The organism is Pseudomonas sp. LBUM1661, from assembly GCF_059695925.1.
The window spans coordinates 670,170-687,135 of record NZ_CP166794.1 but is presented as its reverse complement, the minus strand read 5'-3'; the positions used below and the strand labels follow the sequence as shown (position 1 = coordinate 687,135).

The 16,966-nt window shown below is 60.8% G+C and carries 14 protein-coding genes; 10 read left to right on the top strand and 4 right to left on the bottom strand.

The window, feature by feature from the left end; translation table 11 throughout:
* Positions 1-40: 40 nt before the first annotated feature.
* From speA to ACA057_RS03060, 4 genes are all read right to left on the bottom strand, one after another.
* Entirely contained in the window at positions 41-1,954 is a 1,914-nt protein-coding gene (gene speA / locus ACA057_RS03075) for an arginine decarboxylase (protein ID WP_059405726.1), read from the bottom strand.
* A gap of 213 nt (positions 1,955-2,167) precedes the next feature.
* The gene (locus tag ACA057_RS03070; protein WP_008031278.1) at positions 2,168-2,539 is read right to left on the bottom strand and encodes a translation initiation factor Sui1; all 372 of its coding nucleotides are present in this window, start codon (positions 2,537-2,539) and stop codon (positions 2,168-2,170) included.
* A 291-nt stretch (positions 2,540-2,830) separates the two neighbouring features.
* The gene (locus ACA057_RS03065; protein WP_497345845.1) at positions 2,831-3,388 is read right to left on the bottom strand and encodes an NUDIX hydrolase; all 558 of its coding nucleotides are present in this window, start codon (positions 3,386-3,388) and stop codon (positions 2,831-2,833) included.
* Between the two features lie 3 nt (positions 3,389-3,391).
* The gene (locus ACA057_RS03060; protein ID WP_497345843.1) at positions 3,392-4,459 is read right to left on the bottom strand and encodes a DUF2333 family protein; all 1,068 of its coding nucleotides are present in this window, start codon (positions 4,457-4,459) and stop codon (positions 3,392-3,394) included.
* A 586-nt stretch (positions 4,460-5,045) separates the two neighbouring features.
* Between ACA057_RS03060 and gcbA the strand changes: the two genes are divergently transcribed.
* From gcbA to fis, 10 genes are all read left to right on the top strand, one after another.
* Positions 5,046-6,716: a diguanylate cyclase GcbA gene (gcbA, locus tag ACA057_RS03055; RefSeq protein WP_497345841.1), complete on the top strand. Its 1,671-nt coding sequence runs from the start codon at positions 5,046-5,048 to the stop codon at positions 6,714-6,716.
* 52 nt (positions 6,717-6,768) lie between these two features.
* Positions 6,769-8,715: a methyl-accepting chemotaxis protein gene (locus tag ACA057_RS03050; protein WP_497345839.1), complete on the top strand. Its 1,947-nt coding sequence runs from the start codon at positions 6,769-6,771 to the stop codon at positions 8,713-8,715.
* Positions 8,716-8,884: 169 nt separating this feature from the next.
* The gene (locus tag ACA057_RS03045; protein WP_497345837.1) at positions 8,885-10,624 is read left to right on the top strand and encodes a protein-disulfide reductase DsbD; all 1,740 of its coding nucleotides are present in this window, start codon (positions 8,885-8,887) and stop codon (positions 10,622-10,624) included.
* 131 nt (positions 10,625-10,755) lie between these two features.
* Entirely contained in the window at positions 10,756-11,208 is a 453-nt protein-coding gene (gene aroQ / locus ACA057_RS03040) for a type II 3-dehydroquinate dehydratase (RefSeq protein WP_074873434.1), read from the top strand.
* Between the two features lie 48 nt (positions 11,209-11,256).
* Positions 11,257-11,718 carry an acetyl-CoA carboxylase biotin carboxyl carrier protein gene (gene accB / locus ACA057_RS03035; RefSeq protein WP_054044024.1) on the top strand — a complete coding sequence of 154 codons (462 nt, stop codon included), beginning with the start codon at positions 11,257-11,259 and terminating at the stop codon, positions 11,716-11,718.
* A gap of 17 nt (positions 11,719-11,735) precedes the next feature.
* Entirely contained in the window at positions 11,736-13,094 is a 1,359-nt protein-coding gene (gene accC, locus ACA057_RS03030) for an acetyl-CoA carboxylase biotin carboxylase subunit (protein WP_017336341.1), read from the top strand.
* 205 nt (positions 13,095-13,299) lie between these two features.
* Positions 13,300-14,178 carry a 50S ribosomal protein L11 methyltransferase gene (prmA, locus tag ACA057_RS03025; protein WP_497345834.1) on the top strand — a complete coding sequence of 293 codons (879 nt, stop codon included), beginning with the start codon at positions 13,300-13,302 and terminating at the stop codon, positions 14,176-14,178.
* Between the two features lie 30 nt (positions 14,179-14,208).
* The gene (locus tag ACA057_RS03020; RefSeq protein WP_497345832.1) at positions 14,209-15,414 is read left to right on the top strand and encodes a DUF3426 domain-containing protein; all 1,206 of its coding nucleotides are present in this window, start codon (positions 14,209-14,211) and stop codon (positions 15,412-15,414) included.
* Positions 15,415-15,599: 185 nt separating this feature from the next.
* Positions 15,600-16,610 (top strand): tRNA dihydrouridine synthase DusB, encoded by a 1,011-nt coding sequence (dusB, locus tag ACA057_RS03015; RefSeq protein ID WP_401359810.1) that lies wholly within the window; start codon positions 15,600-15,602, stop codon positions 16,608-16,610.
* Positions 16,607-16,927 (top strand): DNA-binding transcriptional regulator Fis, encoded by a 321-nt coding sequence (gene fis, locus ACA057_RS03010; protein ID WP_007907419.1) that lies wholly within the window; start codon positions 16,607-16,609, stop codon positions 16,925-16,927. The genes dusB and fis overlap by 4 nt, the downstream gene beginning before the upstream one ends.
* The last annotated feature ends 39 nt before the right edge of the window (positions 16,928-16,966 follow it).

Here is a 16,966-nt window from a genome sequence, read left to right as displayed (position 1 = left end):
GGAACATTTTCAGACAACCTGATGACAGTGACGACTTACCTCAAGAAGACAGGTAAGACGAACGGGTCAGGCCCAGACGCAGGGCGTCGAGGAACTGGGTGCGCTCGGCGGCCGTGATGCGGGCGCTGGCGCACTTGTCGCGGTAGTGAGTCATCAGTTCTTCTGGCGACAAGTGCACGTAACGCAGCATGTCTTCGATGGTGTCGTGGGTTTCGATACCCGCGTGGTACACGCTGCCGTCGGCATTCTGATAGATGTTCACCGAGTCGGTGTCACCGAACAGGTTGTGCATGTCGCCGAGAATTTCCTGGTAAGCGCCGACCAGGAAGATCCCCAGCAGGTAGTCTTCACCCTCGTTCAGCGCGTGCACAGGCAAACTGGTCTCGATGCTCTGCTCGTCGACGTATTGCTTGATCTTGCCGTCGGAGTCGCAGGTCAGATCCTGCAGCACCGCACGACGCAGCGGCTCTTCGTCGAGACGGTGCAGCGGCAGGATCGGCAGGACCTGGCCGATGGCCCAGGTGTCCGGCAGGCTCTGGAACACCGAGAAGTTGCAGATGTACTTGTCGGCGAGCTTGTCGTTGAGTTCGTCGAGCACTTGGCGGTGGGAGCGCTGACGGGCTTTCAACGAGTTGTGCAGGCGACGGCACACGGCGAAGTAGCATTGCTCGGCCAGGGCTTTCTCGGCCAGGGTCAGCTTGCCATCGGCGTATTGGGTGGCCACGTCGCTCATGTAGTGCGTGGCGCGCCAGTAGGTCTCGGTGACCATTTCGATGTCGGTCGGACCCAGCAGGTCCACCAGCCACTGCACGGTTTCCGGCAGCGCTTCCTTGTTCTCGATCTGCGGCACGTCGTCGTTGTGCTTCTCGACGTCGGTCACTTGCACCACCAGCATGGCGTGGTGCGCGGTCAGGGAACGGCCGCTCTCGGAGAAGATGTTCGGGTGCGGCAGGCTCTGCGCGTCGCAGAATTCCTTGAGCATCCCGACCACGACACCGGCGTAATCGTCCATGTCGTAGTTGATCGAGCTGGCGTTACGCGAGTGGGTACCGTCGTAGTCGACGCCCAAACCGCCACCGACGTCGATGTGGTCCACCGGCAGGCCGAGGTTACGCAGTTCGCCGTAGTAACGAATCGCTTCCTTGAAGCCGTGCTGGTAGTCCGCCAGGTTGGCGATCTGCGAGCCCATGTGGAAGTGCAGCAGGCGAATGCCCTGATCCAGGCCCGCCGCGCGGAAACGCTCGACCACCGAGAGCAATTGCGCCGCCGACAGACCGAACTTGGATTTCTCGCCGCCCGTGTCAGCCCACTTGGACGAGGCCAGGGACGACAGACGCACGCGCAGGCCAACCTGTGGCTTGACCTTCAGCGACGCCGCTTCTTCGATCACCAGCTCAACTTCGGATTCTTTCTCGATCACGATGAACACGTTGTGACCGAGCTTCTGGCCCATCAGCGCCAGGCGAATGAACTCGCGGTCCTTGTAGCCGTTGCAGACGATGGTGCCGCCCTTCGGCGCCAGGGCCAGCACGGCCAGCAGCTCAGGCTTGGAGCCGGCTTCCAGACCGATGGACACGTCCTGGGTGGCGATGATGTTTTCGATCACCGCTTCTTGCTGGTTCACTTTGATCGGGTACAGCGCGGTGTACTTGCTCTGGTATTCCAGACGCTCGATGTTGGCATCGAACGCGCCAGTCAGCTGACGCACGCGGTCTTGCAGGATATCCGGGAAACGCACCAACAGTGGCAAGGACAAGCCGCTCTTGCGCAGCTGGTCGACTTGCTCGAAGAGGTCGATAGGCGAACTGGTCGGACCGTTCGGGCGAACTTCGACGCGACCGGCGTCATTGATCGCGAAATACCCGGCCCCCCAATGGCGAATCCCGTAGACACTGCGGCTGTCCGCAACGGTCCATTGGCTGCCATCGTCTTTACGTGTGCGTCGTACGGACATCGAAGTCCCCTATAAAGAAGTCATAGTGCGTCGCCTGAGTTCAGGCCGGCGCAGTCTAAAGAATGAAAATGACGGTTCGTCAACGAGGGATAGACCTCGCCGACCGCAGTGAGTTTAGAAACCAGTCAGAACAGGCTCTGTGAAAACCATGTAGGCGACGCCAGGCCTGCTGTCAGGACTGGATCAAGCCGAGGGTGGTTTTCACAGAGGCTGCTAGCCGCCGGACTTCTTCGCTTTGAAACCGAGTTTGATCAGCTCGCCCAAGAGTAGCTCGACATGATCGCCCTGGATTTCAATGATTCCGTCTTTCAACGCTCCACCGGTGCCGCACCGTTTCTTCAACGTGGTGGCCAGGTCCTTGAGCGCGTCTTCGGCCAACGGCACGCCGGTGATAGTGGTCACCGTCTTGCCGCCACGGCCCTTGCTTTCGCGACGCACGCGAGCGATGCCGTCGCCGGCCGGGATAACGGTCTGTTTGCAGATACAGGCGTCCACCGGCTTACTGCAATCCGGGCAATGACGACCTGCGTCGGTGGAAAATACCAGGCCACCAAGGGCGGCGAAGGATGCGGCTTTTTTGGCCACCGGCAATCCTCTTGGGAGGACAAAGACTGGTCGCGGCACCTGGGCAGGCGCCATCGACCGCGAAGCCCCACTCAGGCAGGGGCAGCGCTACTGAACCGGTACAACCTTGTGGGAGCTGGCTTGCCAGCGATGGACTTCAACGAAAACGCGTGCATTCAGAATGTACGCGTCGTCTCTGCGTCCTTCGCGAGCAAGCTTCGCTCCTACAGAAAAGCAATGCCGGTTCAGTTTGAAAAGGTCGCGCAGTGTAACGGCAAAAAGCCGACTTGCTAAGAGCCAATCGGCGCCAATTTATGCCTCTTTTGCGACGTCCTGACCACGAGACCGCAAATAGCGCTTCAACGCAGCCAGAGAGTCCGGGCAGTAAGGCTTTTGCTGGATTTCCAGCATGACCTGATCAATGGGGATAAAGCGCGCTTCGAGCACTTCCTCAGGTTGCAGGATCAACGGACCGTCCCACACCGCCGAAAACGCCGAACACCACAGCCGGTTGCCCGTGTCTTCAAAGAAAAAGTGGTCGTGAGCGGTCAGTTCCACGCCGCTCACCCCCAACTCTTCTTCCAGCTCCCGAGCCGCCGATTCGGCGTAGGTTTCAGTGGCGAGCACCATGCCTCCCGCCGCTACGTCCCAGTACCCCGGATAGATCGCCTTGCTCAGGGTGCGCCGATGCACACAGAGCTCACCGGCGGAATTGAACAGCATTATATAAGTGCCCCGGCCGATCAGCCCGCGCTCGCGCAGGTCGGCACGGACCAGGGCGCCGAGCAGGTTGTCCTGCTCGTCGACCCAGGCGATCTGTTCGGCATCCGAAGCCGCACGATGGGCGGCTTCCCTGGCGTTATCGACCATGACTCAGCCCTGATTGAGCAGTTGACGCAAATCGATCACCGCGGCGTTGGCCCGGGAAATGTAATTGGCCATGACCAGCGAGTGGTTGGCCAGCACGCCGAAACCGCTGCCGTTGAGGATCATCGGGCTCCACACCGGTTCTTGCGACGCTTCCAGTTCACGAATGATCTGGCGCACGCTGACCGTGGCATTCTTCTTGGCCAGTACATCGGCGAAGTCGACTTCGATGGCGCGCAGCAGGTGAGACAAGGCCCACGCCTGACCGCGGGCTTCATAGAACACGTTGTCGATCTGCATCCACGGGGTTTCGACGATTTCTTCGTCAACCTGCGGCACCTGACCCGGGGCCACGACTTCGGTTTTCAGGGCGGTATTGAGCTTGACCCGACCGACACTGGCCGACAGCCGTTGCGACAGCGAACCCAGACGGGTGCCCACATCGCCCAGCCAGTTGTTCAGGTTGTCAGCGCGGGCATAGAACAGCGCGCTCTTCTGGTTCGGATCGGACAGGCGCGCCTGATAACGACTCAGGGAATTGATGCCTTCCTGATACTCGGACTCACTGGACGGCAGCACCCAGCTTTTATTGTCGAAGTTGAAACGCGGCTCGGCCTTGGCCAGGTCCGCGTCTTCGGTGGACTGCGACTGGGAACGGGCGAAGTCTTTACGCAAGGCACGGCTCAAATCGCGAACCTGGACCAGCACGCCATATTCCCAGCTCGGCGTATTGTCCATCCACAGGCCCGGCGGGAAACGGTCGTTGGAAATATAGCCACCGGGCTTGGTCAGCAACGTACCGGCAACGGTCTTGAGGGTTTCGACCGTGGTGTAGCCGATGACCATCTGTTTGCCTTCTTTCTCGGCAGCCAGTTGGGCATTTTGCTGAACCGGGAACAGCGCAGGCTCCTGGCTCCAGTACCAGCCCAGGGCAATCGCTACCAGCAGATAAAGGCCGATCAGAGTGGCCAGCGCCCGGCTGAACAACAGGCCGCCAACATAACTGCGGGTGGCCGACTTCGGTTCGGCGGCACGTTCAGGCGCGCTGCCCGCGCGGTTCTTCCAGTCCAGCATGGCGATATCCTTTCAATCACTTGAGTTCATCGGTTCGACCACAACCATACAACAACGTGCCTTTGGCCGGCACCCGTCGTTGGGTTTATCCGGAAAAATCATGACTGAACCCGCGGCAACCGTTGCTGATGAATTCAAGCGATAACGCCGATGAGGCTCATTGAAATCTGCCGCATTTCGTGAAGCGTCAATAGAGGTGCGGCGGGTAGGTACGCCAAAGACTTGAGCAAATCAGTCGGAAACCAACGTCTTGGCGCCATGATGTTGCCAACGGCCTATAGGGGAATCCCTGACCCCTACCCGCCAAAAATCCCGCTCGAATCACACCCGCGAAAAATCAGAAATCCCTGACAGACGAGACCCGAAACTCACTCAGCCGTTTCCTTGAAATGACGCAGGAAGCTTCCGAAACCCCGGCCCACAGGGCCTATGCAGCGTGATGACGACACTATTCAGACCGCTCGGTCAGAAACTGAATGGCATCGCTTTGCAGATTATTGACGTACGACACTCATCCAATACAAAAGAGGTGCTAGCATAGAGCCACCAGTCGACCTCAGCATGCACCCTAACTAGTAGTCAGGATATGACCGAGCCAGAAGACCCCAGCCGTGAGCGCCTCAAGCACCACTTTGCCCAGCGGGTAATTCATCAGGCACGTCAAATTCTTGAGATCTGGCAACGCCTGCAACGCAGTGAGTGGTCCACCACCGACCTATCGGAACTGAGCGAGGCCAACCTGCGCCTGCTGCGTTTCGCCGAGCGCTTCGAACAACCGGAACACTCCCAACTGGCGCGCCACATCGGCCAATCGCTGGAGGCTGTCGACGCCAATCGCGGACGCCTGAGCAGCGGATTGATCACTGACCTCAATCGCTTGATGCAGCGCCTGTCGCGCACCGGCCTGCGTCATGGCGACCAGTTCGAGCACACCTTCCTGCCGCCGCTGCGCAAACCGATCTATGTGATGCTGCAGGATCACGAGCGCGCCGAGCGCCTGGCCAAGCAACTGGAATTCTTCGGCCTCAGCGCCCAGTCCCTGGACAGCGTATCCGCGTTTCGCTCCTCGATGGTCGAGCGTTTGCCGGCGGCGATCGTCATGGACGTGGACTTCAGTGGCACCGGTATCGGCCTGAAACTGGCCGCCGAAGCCCAGGTCGGTCTGGATGAGCCTTTGCCGTTGCTGTTTTTCAGCCTGCACGAAACTGATACGCCGACCCGTCTCGCCGCTGTGCGTGCCGGTGGCCAGGAGTTCCTGACCGGCACCCTCGAAGCCTCGAGCCTGCTGGAGAAGATCGAAGTCCTGACCTGCGTCGCCCAGTACGAACCGTATAAAGTGCTGATCATCGACGACTCCCGCGCCCAGGCGCTGCACACCGAGCGCCTGCTGAACAGCGCCGGGATCGTCACCCGGACCTTGATCGAGCCGATTCAGGCGATGGCCGAGCTGGCGGATTTCCAGCCGGACCTGATTATCCTCGACATGTACATGCCAGCCTGCACCGGTACCGAACTGGCCAAGGTGATCCGCCATAACGATCGTTATGTCAGCGTGCCGATCATTTACCTGTCGGCCGAAGACGACCTGGACAAGCAGCTCGATGCCATGAGCGAGGGCGGCGATGACTTCCTGACCAAACCGATCAAGCCGCGCCACCTGATCACCACCGTACGCAACCGCGCGGCACGGGCACGCAATCTCAAGGCTCGGATGGTCCGCGACAGCCTCACCGGGCTGTACAACCACACGCACATTCTGCAGTTGCTCGAAGATTGCAGCTTCCGCGCTCGCCGCGAAGACAAGCCGCTGAGCTTTGCGATGCTCGACATCGACCATTTCAAGCGGGTCAACGACAGCCATGGCCACCCCATGGGCGACCGGGTGATCAAGAGCCTGGCGCTGTTCCTCAAGCAACGGCTGCGCAAGACCGACTTCATTGGCCGTTACGGCGGTGAAGAGTTTGCCATCGTCATGCCGGACACCGATCTCGAATCGGCCTACAAAGTCCTGGATGAAATCCGTCAGCGCTTTGCCGAAATTCACTACCCTGCCCAGCCCCAGGACTTGTGGTGCACGTTCAGCGCCGGGGTGGTCGAGCTGTGCGAAAACACCGACGGTCTGATGATGGCCAGCCAGGCAGACGAAGCGCTGTACCGCGCCAAGCACGCCGGACGCAATCGCGTACAAGCCGCGCGGACGTCAAAGCAAAGTGCCACCTTTTCATCGGAAACGACCCTCTCGGTCATAACCCTGTAACAGAAACGCAATAACTTCAGGCGCTTACCATTCTGCCGTTGGTAGACCCGCGATGCGCCTGAAGCTGCTGACCAATCTCAATACCCTCCTTTTAGTCGCCGTCTGCGTGGCCCTCGGCGTGACCCTTTGGTGGTCGCAAAAAGCCCTGGAGCGCCCGTACCTGTTGATGGAGCGTTACCTGGGTTTGTCCCAGCAATTCCAAAACGAAGTCGCGCGCAACATCGAGGATTACCTCGCCAGCGGCGATGCCCTGCGCCTGAGCAGCGCCAGCCAGGCCATCGACAGCCTGCAAAAGGAACTCGGTGAATTGCCACCGGCATTGGCCGAAACCCTGCGCCCGAGCCTGACCAACCTCGACGAATTCAGCAAAACCGACCTGCTGGCCGCTGGCAAACTCGCAGGCGACCCGCAAGCTTTGCTGCTGCAAGCCGAGCGGGAACTGGGCGCCAGTCTCGATCAGCTCAGCCAATACGCCAGCAGCAATGCTGCGTACCTGACGCCATTGCTCACCGCGTCGCAGCACTTGGGCAAGCTGTCCCTGGCCCGGGACAAATTGGTCAGCAGCGGTCGCAGCGAACTGGCGGCCGATGTCGAGCGCGAAGTCAGCAACATCCGCTCCCAGGCTGGACTTCTGGACGCCTTGCCGTTGCTGGGCGTGACCAGCAGCAGTGAATCGAGCACCGATGATTTCGCCGCGCTGATGGGCCTGGAGAACACTGAAAAAGCCGCCGCCGAAGATGCGGGTGTCGGCCTCAAGCGTGAACTCAACAGCCTCCTCACCCGCTACCCGGCCGAGTTGACGCGCACCCGCGATCAGATTCAGAAACGCGCCGACCTGAGCGCCGCGACTCACCTGAAAATCACCGCCGTGCAGCAGGCCATCGCCGGGCTGGAACCGGTGGTTCGCGCCCAGCACGGGCAGATCCAGAGCGAAGTGCGGCTAATGCAAGGGCTGATGATCGGCCTGATTCTGTTGATCGCGCTGCTCATCGACACCCTGCAACGACGCCTGGCCCGAACGCTGACCAACCTGGCGCCGGCGCTCTCGACCTGGGCCGAAGGCGACTTCAGCCGGGACATTGAATTGGGCAAGACCAATCGCGAACTGCATGACATTCAAGCCTCGCTCAATCGCTTGCGCGCCTACCTGGTGGACTTGGTGGGGACCATTCGCCTCAACGCCGAGCAGGTCGCCGGCAGCAGCCGCACCCTGGCCGAGCTGAGCAACGACCTGCACAGCGGCGCCGAACATCAGGCCGGCGACACCGCACTGATCCGCGATTCCCTCGGCGAACTGGAAGCGACCATCCAGCAAGTCGCCGGTGATGCCAGCCAGGCTGCCGATGCCAGTCGCCATGCCGGGCTGGCGGTGGAGCACGGGCAGAAAGTCATCGGCCTGAGCCTGACCGGCCTGCATGCGCTGGTGGGCGAAGTGCAAGGCAACGCGCAGATGATCGAACACCTGGCCGAGGAGTCGGCAACCATTGGCGGCGTGTTGACGGTGATTCGTTCGATTGCCGACCAGACCAACCTGTTGGCGCTGAACGCGGCCATCGAAGCGGCCCGCGCCGGGGAAATGGGCCGGGGGTTCGCGGTGGTCGCCGAGGAAGTTCGCTCATTGGCGCAACGCACCGCCGGCGCCACGGCGGAGATCCAGACGCTGATCGCCGGCCTGCAAACCGCCGCGCGGCAATCGGTGGAAGGCATGCGCGCGCAAGTCGAACATGCCGAGGCCACCGCCAATCAGGCGCAAGCGGCCGACGGCGCGCTGGATAAAATCGTCGGGGCGATCCAGACCATTTCCGATACCGCCGTGCGCATCGCCGATGTCACCGCCCAGCAGAGCGGCGCTGTCAGCGAAATCCGCGATCACAGTGAGCGGATTCATCAATTGGGCGGGGATAACCTGCTGCGCATTGGCCAGGGGCGTGAGCAAGGGGAGAATCTTCTTGTGCTCGGCGGACGACTGCACACAGCCGTCCAGGCCTTCCGCGTCTGACAGACCGCCACAACCCTGTAGGAGCGAGGCTTGCCCGCGAACCAGGCGACGGGGTCTTACAGGCAAAGCGCGTTATCGTTCTTCGCGGGCAAGCCTCGCTCCTACAGGGTCGGGGCAATCCGCACGACTGTCCGCTATCATGCCCTCACTTTCGATACGCGAGATTGTCATGCGCCGTTTGCTTTGCCTGCTGTTTCTAATGCTCGCCCTGCCGGCCACCGCCGCCGGCTTGATGGAGAGCCGGCCCAGCGCCACCCTGGGCTCGATCAACAACAGCGCCGACTTCCTGCCGGTGCGCGAAGCCTTTCAACTGAGCCTGGTCGACAGCACGCCGCAATCGATCAAGCTGCGTTTCGTCGCGACCGAGGGTTACTACCTCTACCGCCATCGCTTTCAATTTCGCGCCGATCCCGTCGATGTCAGCCTGGGCGCGGCGCAACTGCCCAAGGGTGAACAGAAGCACGACGAGTACTTCGGCGACGTAGAGGTTTACCACGGCATTCTCGATGTTGAACTGCCGCGCACCGATCAACGTGCCTTCACCCTCGCGGTGACGTATCAGGGCTGCGCCGACAAAGGCCTGTGCTATCCGCCCGAGACCGAACGCCTGAGCATCGACGGCACCGGCAGCGCCACCACAAGTTGGGGCTGGCGAGAACTCGCGCTGTTCTTCCTTGCCGGTCTAGGCCTGACGTTTACCCCTTGCGTACTGCCGATGCTGCCAATCCTGTCTGGCGTGGTGCTGCGCGGCCAGGTGGGTGGTTTGCGCGGTTTCAATTTGTCCCTGGCTTACGTGCTGCCGATGGCCGCTTGCTTCGCCCTGCTCGGCGCGTTGATGGGTATGTTCGGCGCGCAGCTCAATCTTCAGGCGCGGCTGCAATCGGCCTGGGTGCTGGTGCCGTTCGCGTTGTTTTTTGCGGTGTTTGCCCTGGCGATGTTCGGCGTCTTCGAACTCAAGTTGCCGCACGCTATCAGCAGTCGGCTGGACCGCATCGCCGGCCGCACCGAAGGCGGCTCATTGTGGGGCGCGGCGGTACTGGGCGTGGTGTCCAGCCTGCTGGTTTCGCCTTGCGTCTCGGCACCACTGGCCGGCGCGCTGCTGTACATCAGCGCCAGCGGCGATGCACTGGGCGGCGGATTGAAACTGTTCATGCTGGGCCTCGGCATGGGCGCACCGCTGTTGCTGGTGGCCACCGGCGGCGCCGCCTGGCTGCCGAAAAGCGGGCCGTGGCTGATCTATGTGAAAAACGCGATTGGCGTGTTGTTGCTGGGGCTGGCGATCGGTCTGCTCAGCCGAGTCATGCCGGGCCAGATCACCTTGCTGCTGATCGGCTTGCTGGCCGGCGGCGTCGGGTTGTTCATGGGCGCTTTGGAGTTCGTCTACAAACCACCGCGAAAACGCCTGGGGCAATTGCTCGGGATGTTCCTGCTGTTTTACGCGCTGGCCTGTTGGTACGGTGCCTTCAGCGGCCAGACCGATCCGCTCAACCCGATTGGCCAGCCGCGTATCACCACAAGCCGCGAACCCGCGCAAGACAGCAACAATTGGCAAACCATCAGCACGCCGGCCGAACTGGATCGCGCCCTCGCCAGCGCCAAAACCTCCGGCACGCCGCTGCTGCTCGACTGGTACGCCGACTGGTGCATCAGCTGCAAAGTCATCGAACATGAGGTGCTCAACGACGCCAAGGTCGTCGAGCGCCTCAAAGGCTATCGATTGATCCGCTTCGACATCACGGCCAGCAACGCCGAACAACGCGCCCTGCTCGATCGCTACAAACTGTTCGGCCCTCCGGCACTGATGTTTTTCGGCAAGGACGGCGTCGAACGTGCGGATGTGCGGGTGATCGGCGAGATCAACGCCACGGACTTCGCCGAACGTGTCGCGAAAGCAAATGACCGGATTTAATCACTCGGTCATATATTTCGCGCAAACATCGGCCATCGTGCTGGCTATTGCATAGAACTGGACAGTCACAAAGGCTTTGCGGCATAGTCGCCGGGTTCTGACAATTGCACACAGATAACAAGGAACAGCAGATGGCAACGCTACTGGTTCTGCACGGACCCAACCTGAACATGCTCGGCACCCGTGAACCGGGCACCTATGGCGCCACGACACTGGCGCAGATCAACCAGGACCTGGAACGCCGTGCCCGTGAAGCCGGCCACCACTTGCTGCACCTGCAAAGCAACGCCGAGTACGAATTGATCGACCGCATCCACGCTGCCAGCAGCGAAGGCGTGGACTTCATTCTGATCAACCCAGCAGCTTTTACGCACACAAGTGTCGCATTACGTGACGCGCTGCTGGCGGTGAGCATCCCATTCATCGAAGTGCATTTGTCTAACGTGCACAAACGCGAACCTTTCCGCCATCACTCTTACTTCTCCGACGTTGCGGTGGGAGTGATCTGCGGCCTTGGCGCCAGCGGTTACCGACTGGCCCTGGAGGCCGCGCTAGAACAGCTTGAAACACAGGCAACGACTTGAACTACAAGCGTTAAACGCCCCTGACCGACCCTTGGGAGTTGATGATTCATGGATATCCGTAAAGTTAAGAAACTGATCGAATTGCTGGAAGAGTCCGGCATCGACGAGCTCGAGATCAAGGAAGGCGAAGAGTCCGTACGCATCAGCCGTCATAGCAAGACCCCGGCCCAGCAGTACTACGCACCGGCTCCGATGCATGCTCCGGCGCCTGCGCCTGTTGCGGCTGCCCCGGTTGCCGCTGCCGCTCCTGCTGCTCCGGCCGCGCCAGTGCTGAACGGCACCGTTGCCCGTTCGCCGATGGTCGGCACGTTCTATCGCAAATCCTCGCCGTCCTCGCCGTCCTTCGTTGAAGTGGGCCAGACCGTGAAGAAAGGCGACACCCTGTGCATCGTTGAAGCGATGAAGATGATGAACCACATCGAAGCTGAAACCAGCGGTGTGATCGAATCCATCCTCGTCGAAGACGGCCAGCCGGTTGAGTACGACCAACCGCTGTTCACCATCGTTTGAACCGCGGAGAGACTTTGATGACTGCGAAGTTGGAAAAAGTTCTGATCGCCAACCGCGGTGAGATTGCCCTGCGCATCCTGCGCGCCTGCAAAGAGATGGGCATCAAGACCGTCGCCGTTTACTCAAAGGCTGACAAAGAGCTGATGCACCTGGGCCTGGCAGACGAATCCGTCTGCATCGGTCCGGCCTCGGCCGCCCACTCTTACCTGCACATTCCGGCAATCATCGCTGCCGCTGAAGTGACTGGCGCTACCGCCATTCACCCAGGCTACGGTTTCCTTGCGGAAAACGCCGACTTCGCCGAACAGGTGGAAAACTCCGGCTTCGCGTTCATCGGCCCGAAAGCCGACACCATTCGCCTGATGGGCGACAAGGTATCGGCCAAGCACGCCATGATCGCTGCAGGCGTTCCAACCGTTCCGGGTTCCGACGGCCCGCTGCCTGAAGACGAAGAAACCGCTCTGCGCATCGGTCGCGAAGTCGGTTACCCGGTGATCATCAAAGCCGCTGGCGGCGGTGGTGGTCGTGGCATGCGCGTTGTGCATAAAGAAGAAGACCTGATCTCCTCGGCGAAACTGACCCGCTCCGAAGCAGGCGCGGCGTTCGGCAACCCGATGGTCTACCTGGAAAAATTCCTGACCAACCCACGTCACGTGGAAGTCCAGGTGCTTTCCGATGGCCAGGGTCACGCGATCCATCTGGGCGACCGCGATTGCTCGCTGCAACGTCGTCACCAGAAGGTTCTCGAAGAAGCGCCGGCACCGGGCATCGACGAGAAAGCTCGCGCCGAAGTCCTCGCTCGCTGCGTCAAGGCGTGCATCGACATCAACTACCGTGGCGCAGGCACTTTCGAGTTCCTGTACGAGAACGGCGCGTTCTATTTCATCGAAATGAACACCCGCGTTCAGGTTGAGCACCCGGTATCGGAAATGGTCACCGGCATCGACATCGTCAAGGAGATGCTCAGCATCGCCGCTGGCAACAAGCTGTCGTACACCCAGGAAGACGTCGTCATCCGCGGTCACGCACTTGAGTGCCGGATCAACGCCGAAGACCCGAAAACCTTCATGCCAAGCCCAGGCACGGTCAAGCATTTCCACGCGCCAGGCGGCAACGGCGTTCGCGTCGATTCGCACCTGTACAGCGGTTATGCCGTTCCGCCGAACTACGATTCGTTGATCGGCAAGCTGATCACCTACGGCGCAACCCGTGACGAAGCCCTGGCGCGCATGCGCAATGCGCTGGACGAAATCGTTGTCGACGGGATCAAGACCAACATCCCGCTGCACCGCGACCTGGTCCGCGATGAAGGCTTCTGCAAAGGTGGAATCAACATCCACTACCTGGAACACAAGCTGGCTGGCGACAAGCACTAAGCTTTAGCCCATCAACAAAGCCGCCTTCGGGCGGCTTTGTTGTTTCTGGACATTTCATATCATCCGCAGCTGCTACAGGGGTGTTGCGTTTCATCTGAGTGGCATTCGGCGCTGTCCGCTCCCACAAATGCCGCGCGCTCGCGTAAACTTGCGCGCTTCTCGCAGCCCGCTAGGCTGCAATCAATATTTTTCAAAGGTGCCCGCCATGCCTTGGCTGCAAGTCCGTCTCGCCATCAGCCCAGAACAAGCCGAAACCTACGAAGACGCTTTCCTTGAAGTGGGCGCCGTGTCGGTGACCTTCATGGACGCTGAAGATCAGCCGATCTTCGAACCGGAACTCAATACCACCCCGCTGTGGTCGCACACGCACCTGTTGGCGCTGTTCGAAGGTGGCACCGAGCCCGCCAGCGTGCTGGCCCACCTTGAGTTGCTGACGGGCAGCCCGTTGCCCGAGCATCACAGCGAAATCATCGAAGACCAGGATTGGGAGCGCAGCTGGATGGACGGTTTCCAGCCGATGCGTTTCGGCCAGCGCCTGTGGATCGTTCCGAGCTGGCATGCCGCGCCTGAGCCCGACGCCGTGAACCTGCTGCTGGATCCGGGCCTGGCGTTCGGCACCGGCACGCACCCGACCACCGCGCTGTGCCTGGAATGGCTCGACGGCCAGGACCTGAAGGACTGCAACGTGCTGGACTTCGGTTGCGGCTCAGGGATTCTGGCGATTGCCGCCCTGCTGCTGGGTGCCAAGCAAGCGGTCGGCACCGACATCGACGTGCAGGCGCTGGAAGCGTCCCGCGACAACGCCGGGCGCAATAACATTGCCGAAGAACTGTTCCCGCTGTACCTGCCGGAAGATCTGCCGCAGGTTCAAGCCGACGTATTGGTCGCCAATATTCTGGCCGGCCCGCTGGTTTCCCTGGCGCCGCAATTGTCCAGCCTGGTCAAGCCGGGCGGCCGTCTGGCCTTGTCGGGCATCCTTGCCGAGCAAGGTGAAGACGTCGCCAAGGCCTACGCTCAAGACTTCGATCTGGACCCGATCGCCAATCGCGATGGCTGGGTGCGCATCACTGGCCGTCGGCGCTAGAATGGACGCCTGCATAAACCGGATCGCCGCATGACCGACAGCTTCGTCACCCAGTGCCCGCATTGCCAAACCAGTTTCCGCGTCAGCCACTCTCAATTGAGCGTGGCCCGCGGAGTGGTTCGTTGCGGCTCGTGCTTGCAGGTGTTCAACGCCGCCAAGCAGTTGCTTGAGCAACGGATTGGCAAAGATGCGCCCGCGCCGGTGGCCCCGGCCATTGCCGAAGCGCCAGCGCAGCGCGCCATCAGCCAAAAGCAATGGACCGCCGCCGAACTGGATCTGGACACCCTCGACCTGGACGAAGAACTCGCCCGACTCGAACAACGGGAAATCCAGCCGACCACGGAATTCGGCCGGCACCGCGAAGACAGCCTGAGCGCGCGCCGCGATCACGTCGAGACCGAAGAGCCCTGGTCCGACAGCCTCTTCAGCGAATCGGCTGCCGATCGTGCGCAGGCGGCTGAAGATGACTTGCCGGAACTGGAGCTCGAGCCGAGCATCCACGAGCGCACCGAGCCTTCGCTGTCCCTGGAACCGGTGGATCTGGACGATGAGCCCGTGCCGCCCCAGTTGCGCCTGCACGACCCGCTCGACGCCCCGCTGCATCATGAGCGCCTGTCGGCGACTGACGATATCGACGACGACCTGCCTTCGATCGAGCCCTTGCGCAAAAAGCGCGAACCGGCGATGCGCGTGGAAGCGTTGCACGACCTGACCGACGACCCGCTGCAACTGGATTGGCAAAAGCGCCGCTCACCCTGGGGTCGGCGGCTCTTCTGGCTCCTGCTGATTGTGCTGGGTGCCGCCGCGCTCGCCGGCCAGTACATTGCCTACCACTTCGACGAACTGGCGCGGCAGGATCAGTACCGTCCGTGGTTCCAGCAACTGTGCCCGCAAATCGGCTGCACTGTGCCGTCCAAAGTCGACATCGCGAAGATCAAAAGCAGCAACCTGGTGGTCCGCAGCCACCCGGACTTCAGCGGCGCGCTGGTGGTCGACGCGATCATCTACAACCGCGCCCCGTTCTCCCAGCCGTTCCCGTTGCTGGAACTGCGCTTCGCCGACCTCAATGGTCACCTGATCGCCAGCCGTCGCTTCAAGCCCGGCGAGTACCTCAACGGCGATCTCGAAGGCATGGCTGAAATGCCACCACAAACGCCTATCCACATCGCACTGGATATTCTCGACCCCGGCGCGAAAGCCGTGAATTACAGCCTGAGCTTCCACTCGCCCGAGTGAAACGGTTCAGTGTTACCGGTTTGACGGCACATTTCTGACAGAGACCGCTCAGACCAAACCGCTGGCGATAACAGAATAACTGTTCAGATTTTGTTCAATTCAGCCTTTATCCAGTCATCGAGAGCGGGTATCATGCCAACCCTTTTTCGAACTCTCATGATCCGGCCCCACAACAGGGAAGTCCTATGTCGGCGGTACGCATCGGTCCATACACATTGCACAACGGCTTGATCCTCGCCCCCATGGCGGGCGTCACCGATCAACCCTTTCGTCAGCTGTGCAAGCGATTGGGCGCAGGGCTAGTAGTCTCGGAAATGGTCACCAGCGACATGAGTTTGTGGAACACCCGCAAGTCGCGCATGCGCATGATCCACGAAGGTGATCCCGAGCCACGCTCGGTACAGATCGCCGGTGGTGATGCACAGATGCTGGCGGATGCCGCCCGGGCCAACGTCGAACTGGGCGCACAGATTATTGACATCAACATGGGCTGTCCGGCGAAAAAGGTCTGCAACAAGGCCGCCGGTTCCGCACTGTTGAAGGATGAAGCACTGGTGACCGAGATCCTGCAGGCCGTAGTGGCCGCGGTTGATGTGCCGGTCACCCTGAAGATCCGTACCGGCTGGGACCGGGACAACAAGAACGGCCTGACCGTGGCGAAGATCGCCGAGCAGGCAGGCATTACGGCGCTGGCGGTGCATGGCCGCACCCGTGCCGATCTGTACACCGGTGAAGCGGAGTACGACACCATCGCCGCGATCAAGCAGGCGGTGTCGATGCCGGTCTTTGCCAACGGCGATATCGATTCACCAGAGAAGGCCCGGTACGTGCTCGACGCGACCGGTGCCGATGGCCTGTTGGTAGGCCGGGCCGCCCAGGGGCGGCCATGGATTTTTCGTGAGATCGATCATTTCCTGCGTACCGGCGAGAAACTCCCGGCGCTGGAGCTGATCGAGGTGGAACGCATTCTGCTAGAGCATCTGGCTGCACTGCACGTTTTCTACGGAGACGTGATGGGCGTACGCATTGCTCGAAAGCATGTGGGCTGGTATCTCGCAACCTTGCCGGGCGCCAGGGAGTTTCGCGCCCAGTTCAATCGTTTGGAAGATACGGAAGCACAATGCGCCAACGTTCAGGGCTTCTTCGCCGAACGTTATAAGAGCCTGGCAGGGGACGGAGAGTGGGTGGCCGCATGACGATGATGACCGAGACTTTAGTGAGTGGAACAACACCCGTGAGCGACAATGTGAATTTGAAACAGCACCTCAATACGCCAAGCGAAGAAGGTCAGACCCTTCGCGGGAGTGTCGAGAAGGCGCTGCACAATTATTTCGCCCACCTTGAGGGCGCTGCCGTCACGGATGTGTACAACCTGGTGCTGTCCGAAGTCGAGGCTCCCCTGCTCGAGTGCGTGATGAACTACGTCAAGGGCAACCAGACCAAGGCCAGCGAGCTGCTCGGGCTGAACCGAGGCACGCTGCGCAAGAAACTCAAGCAGTACGATTTGCTGTAAGCATTCAATCAAACCAGAAAGGCGCCCGCGTAAAAACGG

What these genes read in the sequence shown, in the direction of transcription:
- ACA057_RS03050 (WP_497345839.1), top strand. Translation starts at nt 6,769, where the DNA reads ATGCGCCTGAAGCTGCTGACCAATCTCAATACCCTCCTTTTAGTCGCC.
- prmA (WP_497345834.1), top strand. Translation starts at nt 13,300, where the DNA reads ATGCCTTGGCTGCAAGTCCGTCTCGCCATCAGCCCAGAACAAGCCGAA.
- ACA057_RS03065 (WP_497345845.1), bottom strand. Translation starts at nt 3,388, where the DNA reads ATGGTCGATAACGCCAGGGAAGCCGCCCATCGTGCGGCTTCGGATGCC.
- accB (WP_054044024.1), top strand. Translation starts at nt 11,257, where the DNA reads ATGGATATCCGTAAAGTTAAGAAACTGATCGAATTGCTGGAAGAGTCC.
- ACA057_RS03020 (WP_497345832.1), top strand. Translation starts at nt 14,209, where the DNA reads ATGACCGACAGCTTCGTCACCCAGTGCCCGCATTGCCAAACCAGTTTC.
- dusB (WP_401359810.1), top strand. Translation starts at nt 15,600, where the DNA reads ATGTCGGCGGTACGCATCGGTCCATACACATTGCACAACGGCTTGATC.
- accC (WP_017336341.1), top strand. Translation starts at nt 11,736, where the DNA reads ATGACTGCGAAGTTGGAAAAAGTTCTGATCGCCAACCGCGGTGAGATT.
- fis (WP_007907419.1), top strand. Translation starts at nt 16,607, where the DNA reads ATGACGATGATGACCGAGACTTTAGTGAGTGGAACAACACCCGTGAGC.
- speA (WP_059405726.1), bottom strand. Translation starts at nt 1,954, where the DNA reads ATGTCCGTACGACGCACACGTAAAGACGATGGCAGCCAATGGACCGTT.
- gcbA (WP_497345841.1), top strand. Translation starts at nt 5,046, where the DNA reads ATGACCGAGCCAGAAGACCCCAGCCGTGAGCGCCTCAAGCACCACTTT.
- aroQ (WP_074873434.1), top strand. Translation starts at nt 10,756, where the DNA reads ATGGCAACGCTACTGGTTCTGCACGGACCCAACCTGAACATGCTCGGC.
- ACA057_RS03060 (WP_497345843.1), bottom strand. Translation starts at nt 4,459, where the DNA reads ATGCTGGACTGGAAGAACCGCGCGGGCAGCGCGCCTGAACGTGCCGCC.
- ACA057_RS03045 (WP_497345837.1), top strand. Translation starts at nt 8,885, where the DNA reads ATGCGCCGTTTGCTTTGCCTGCTGTTTCTAATGCTCGCCCTGCCGGCC.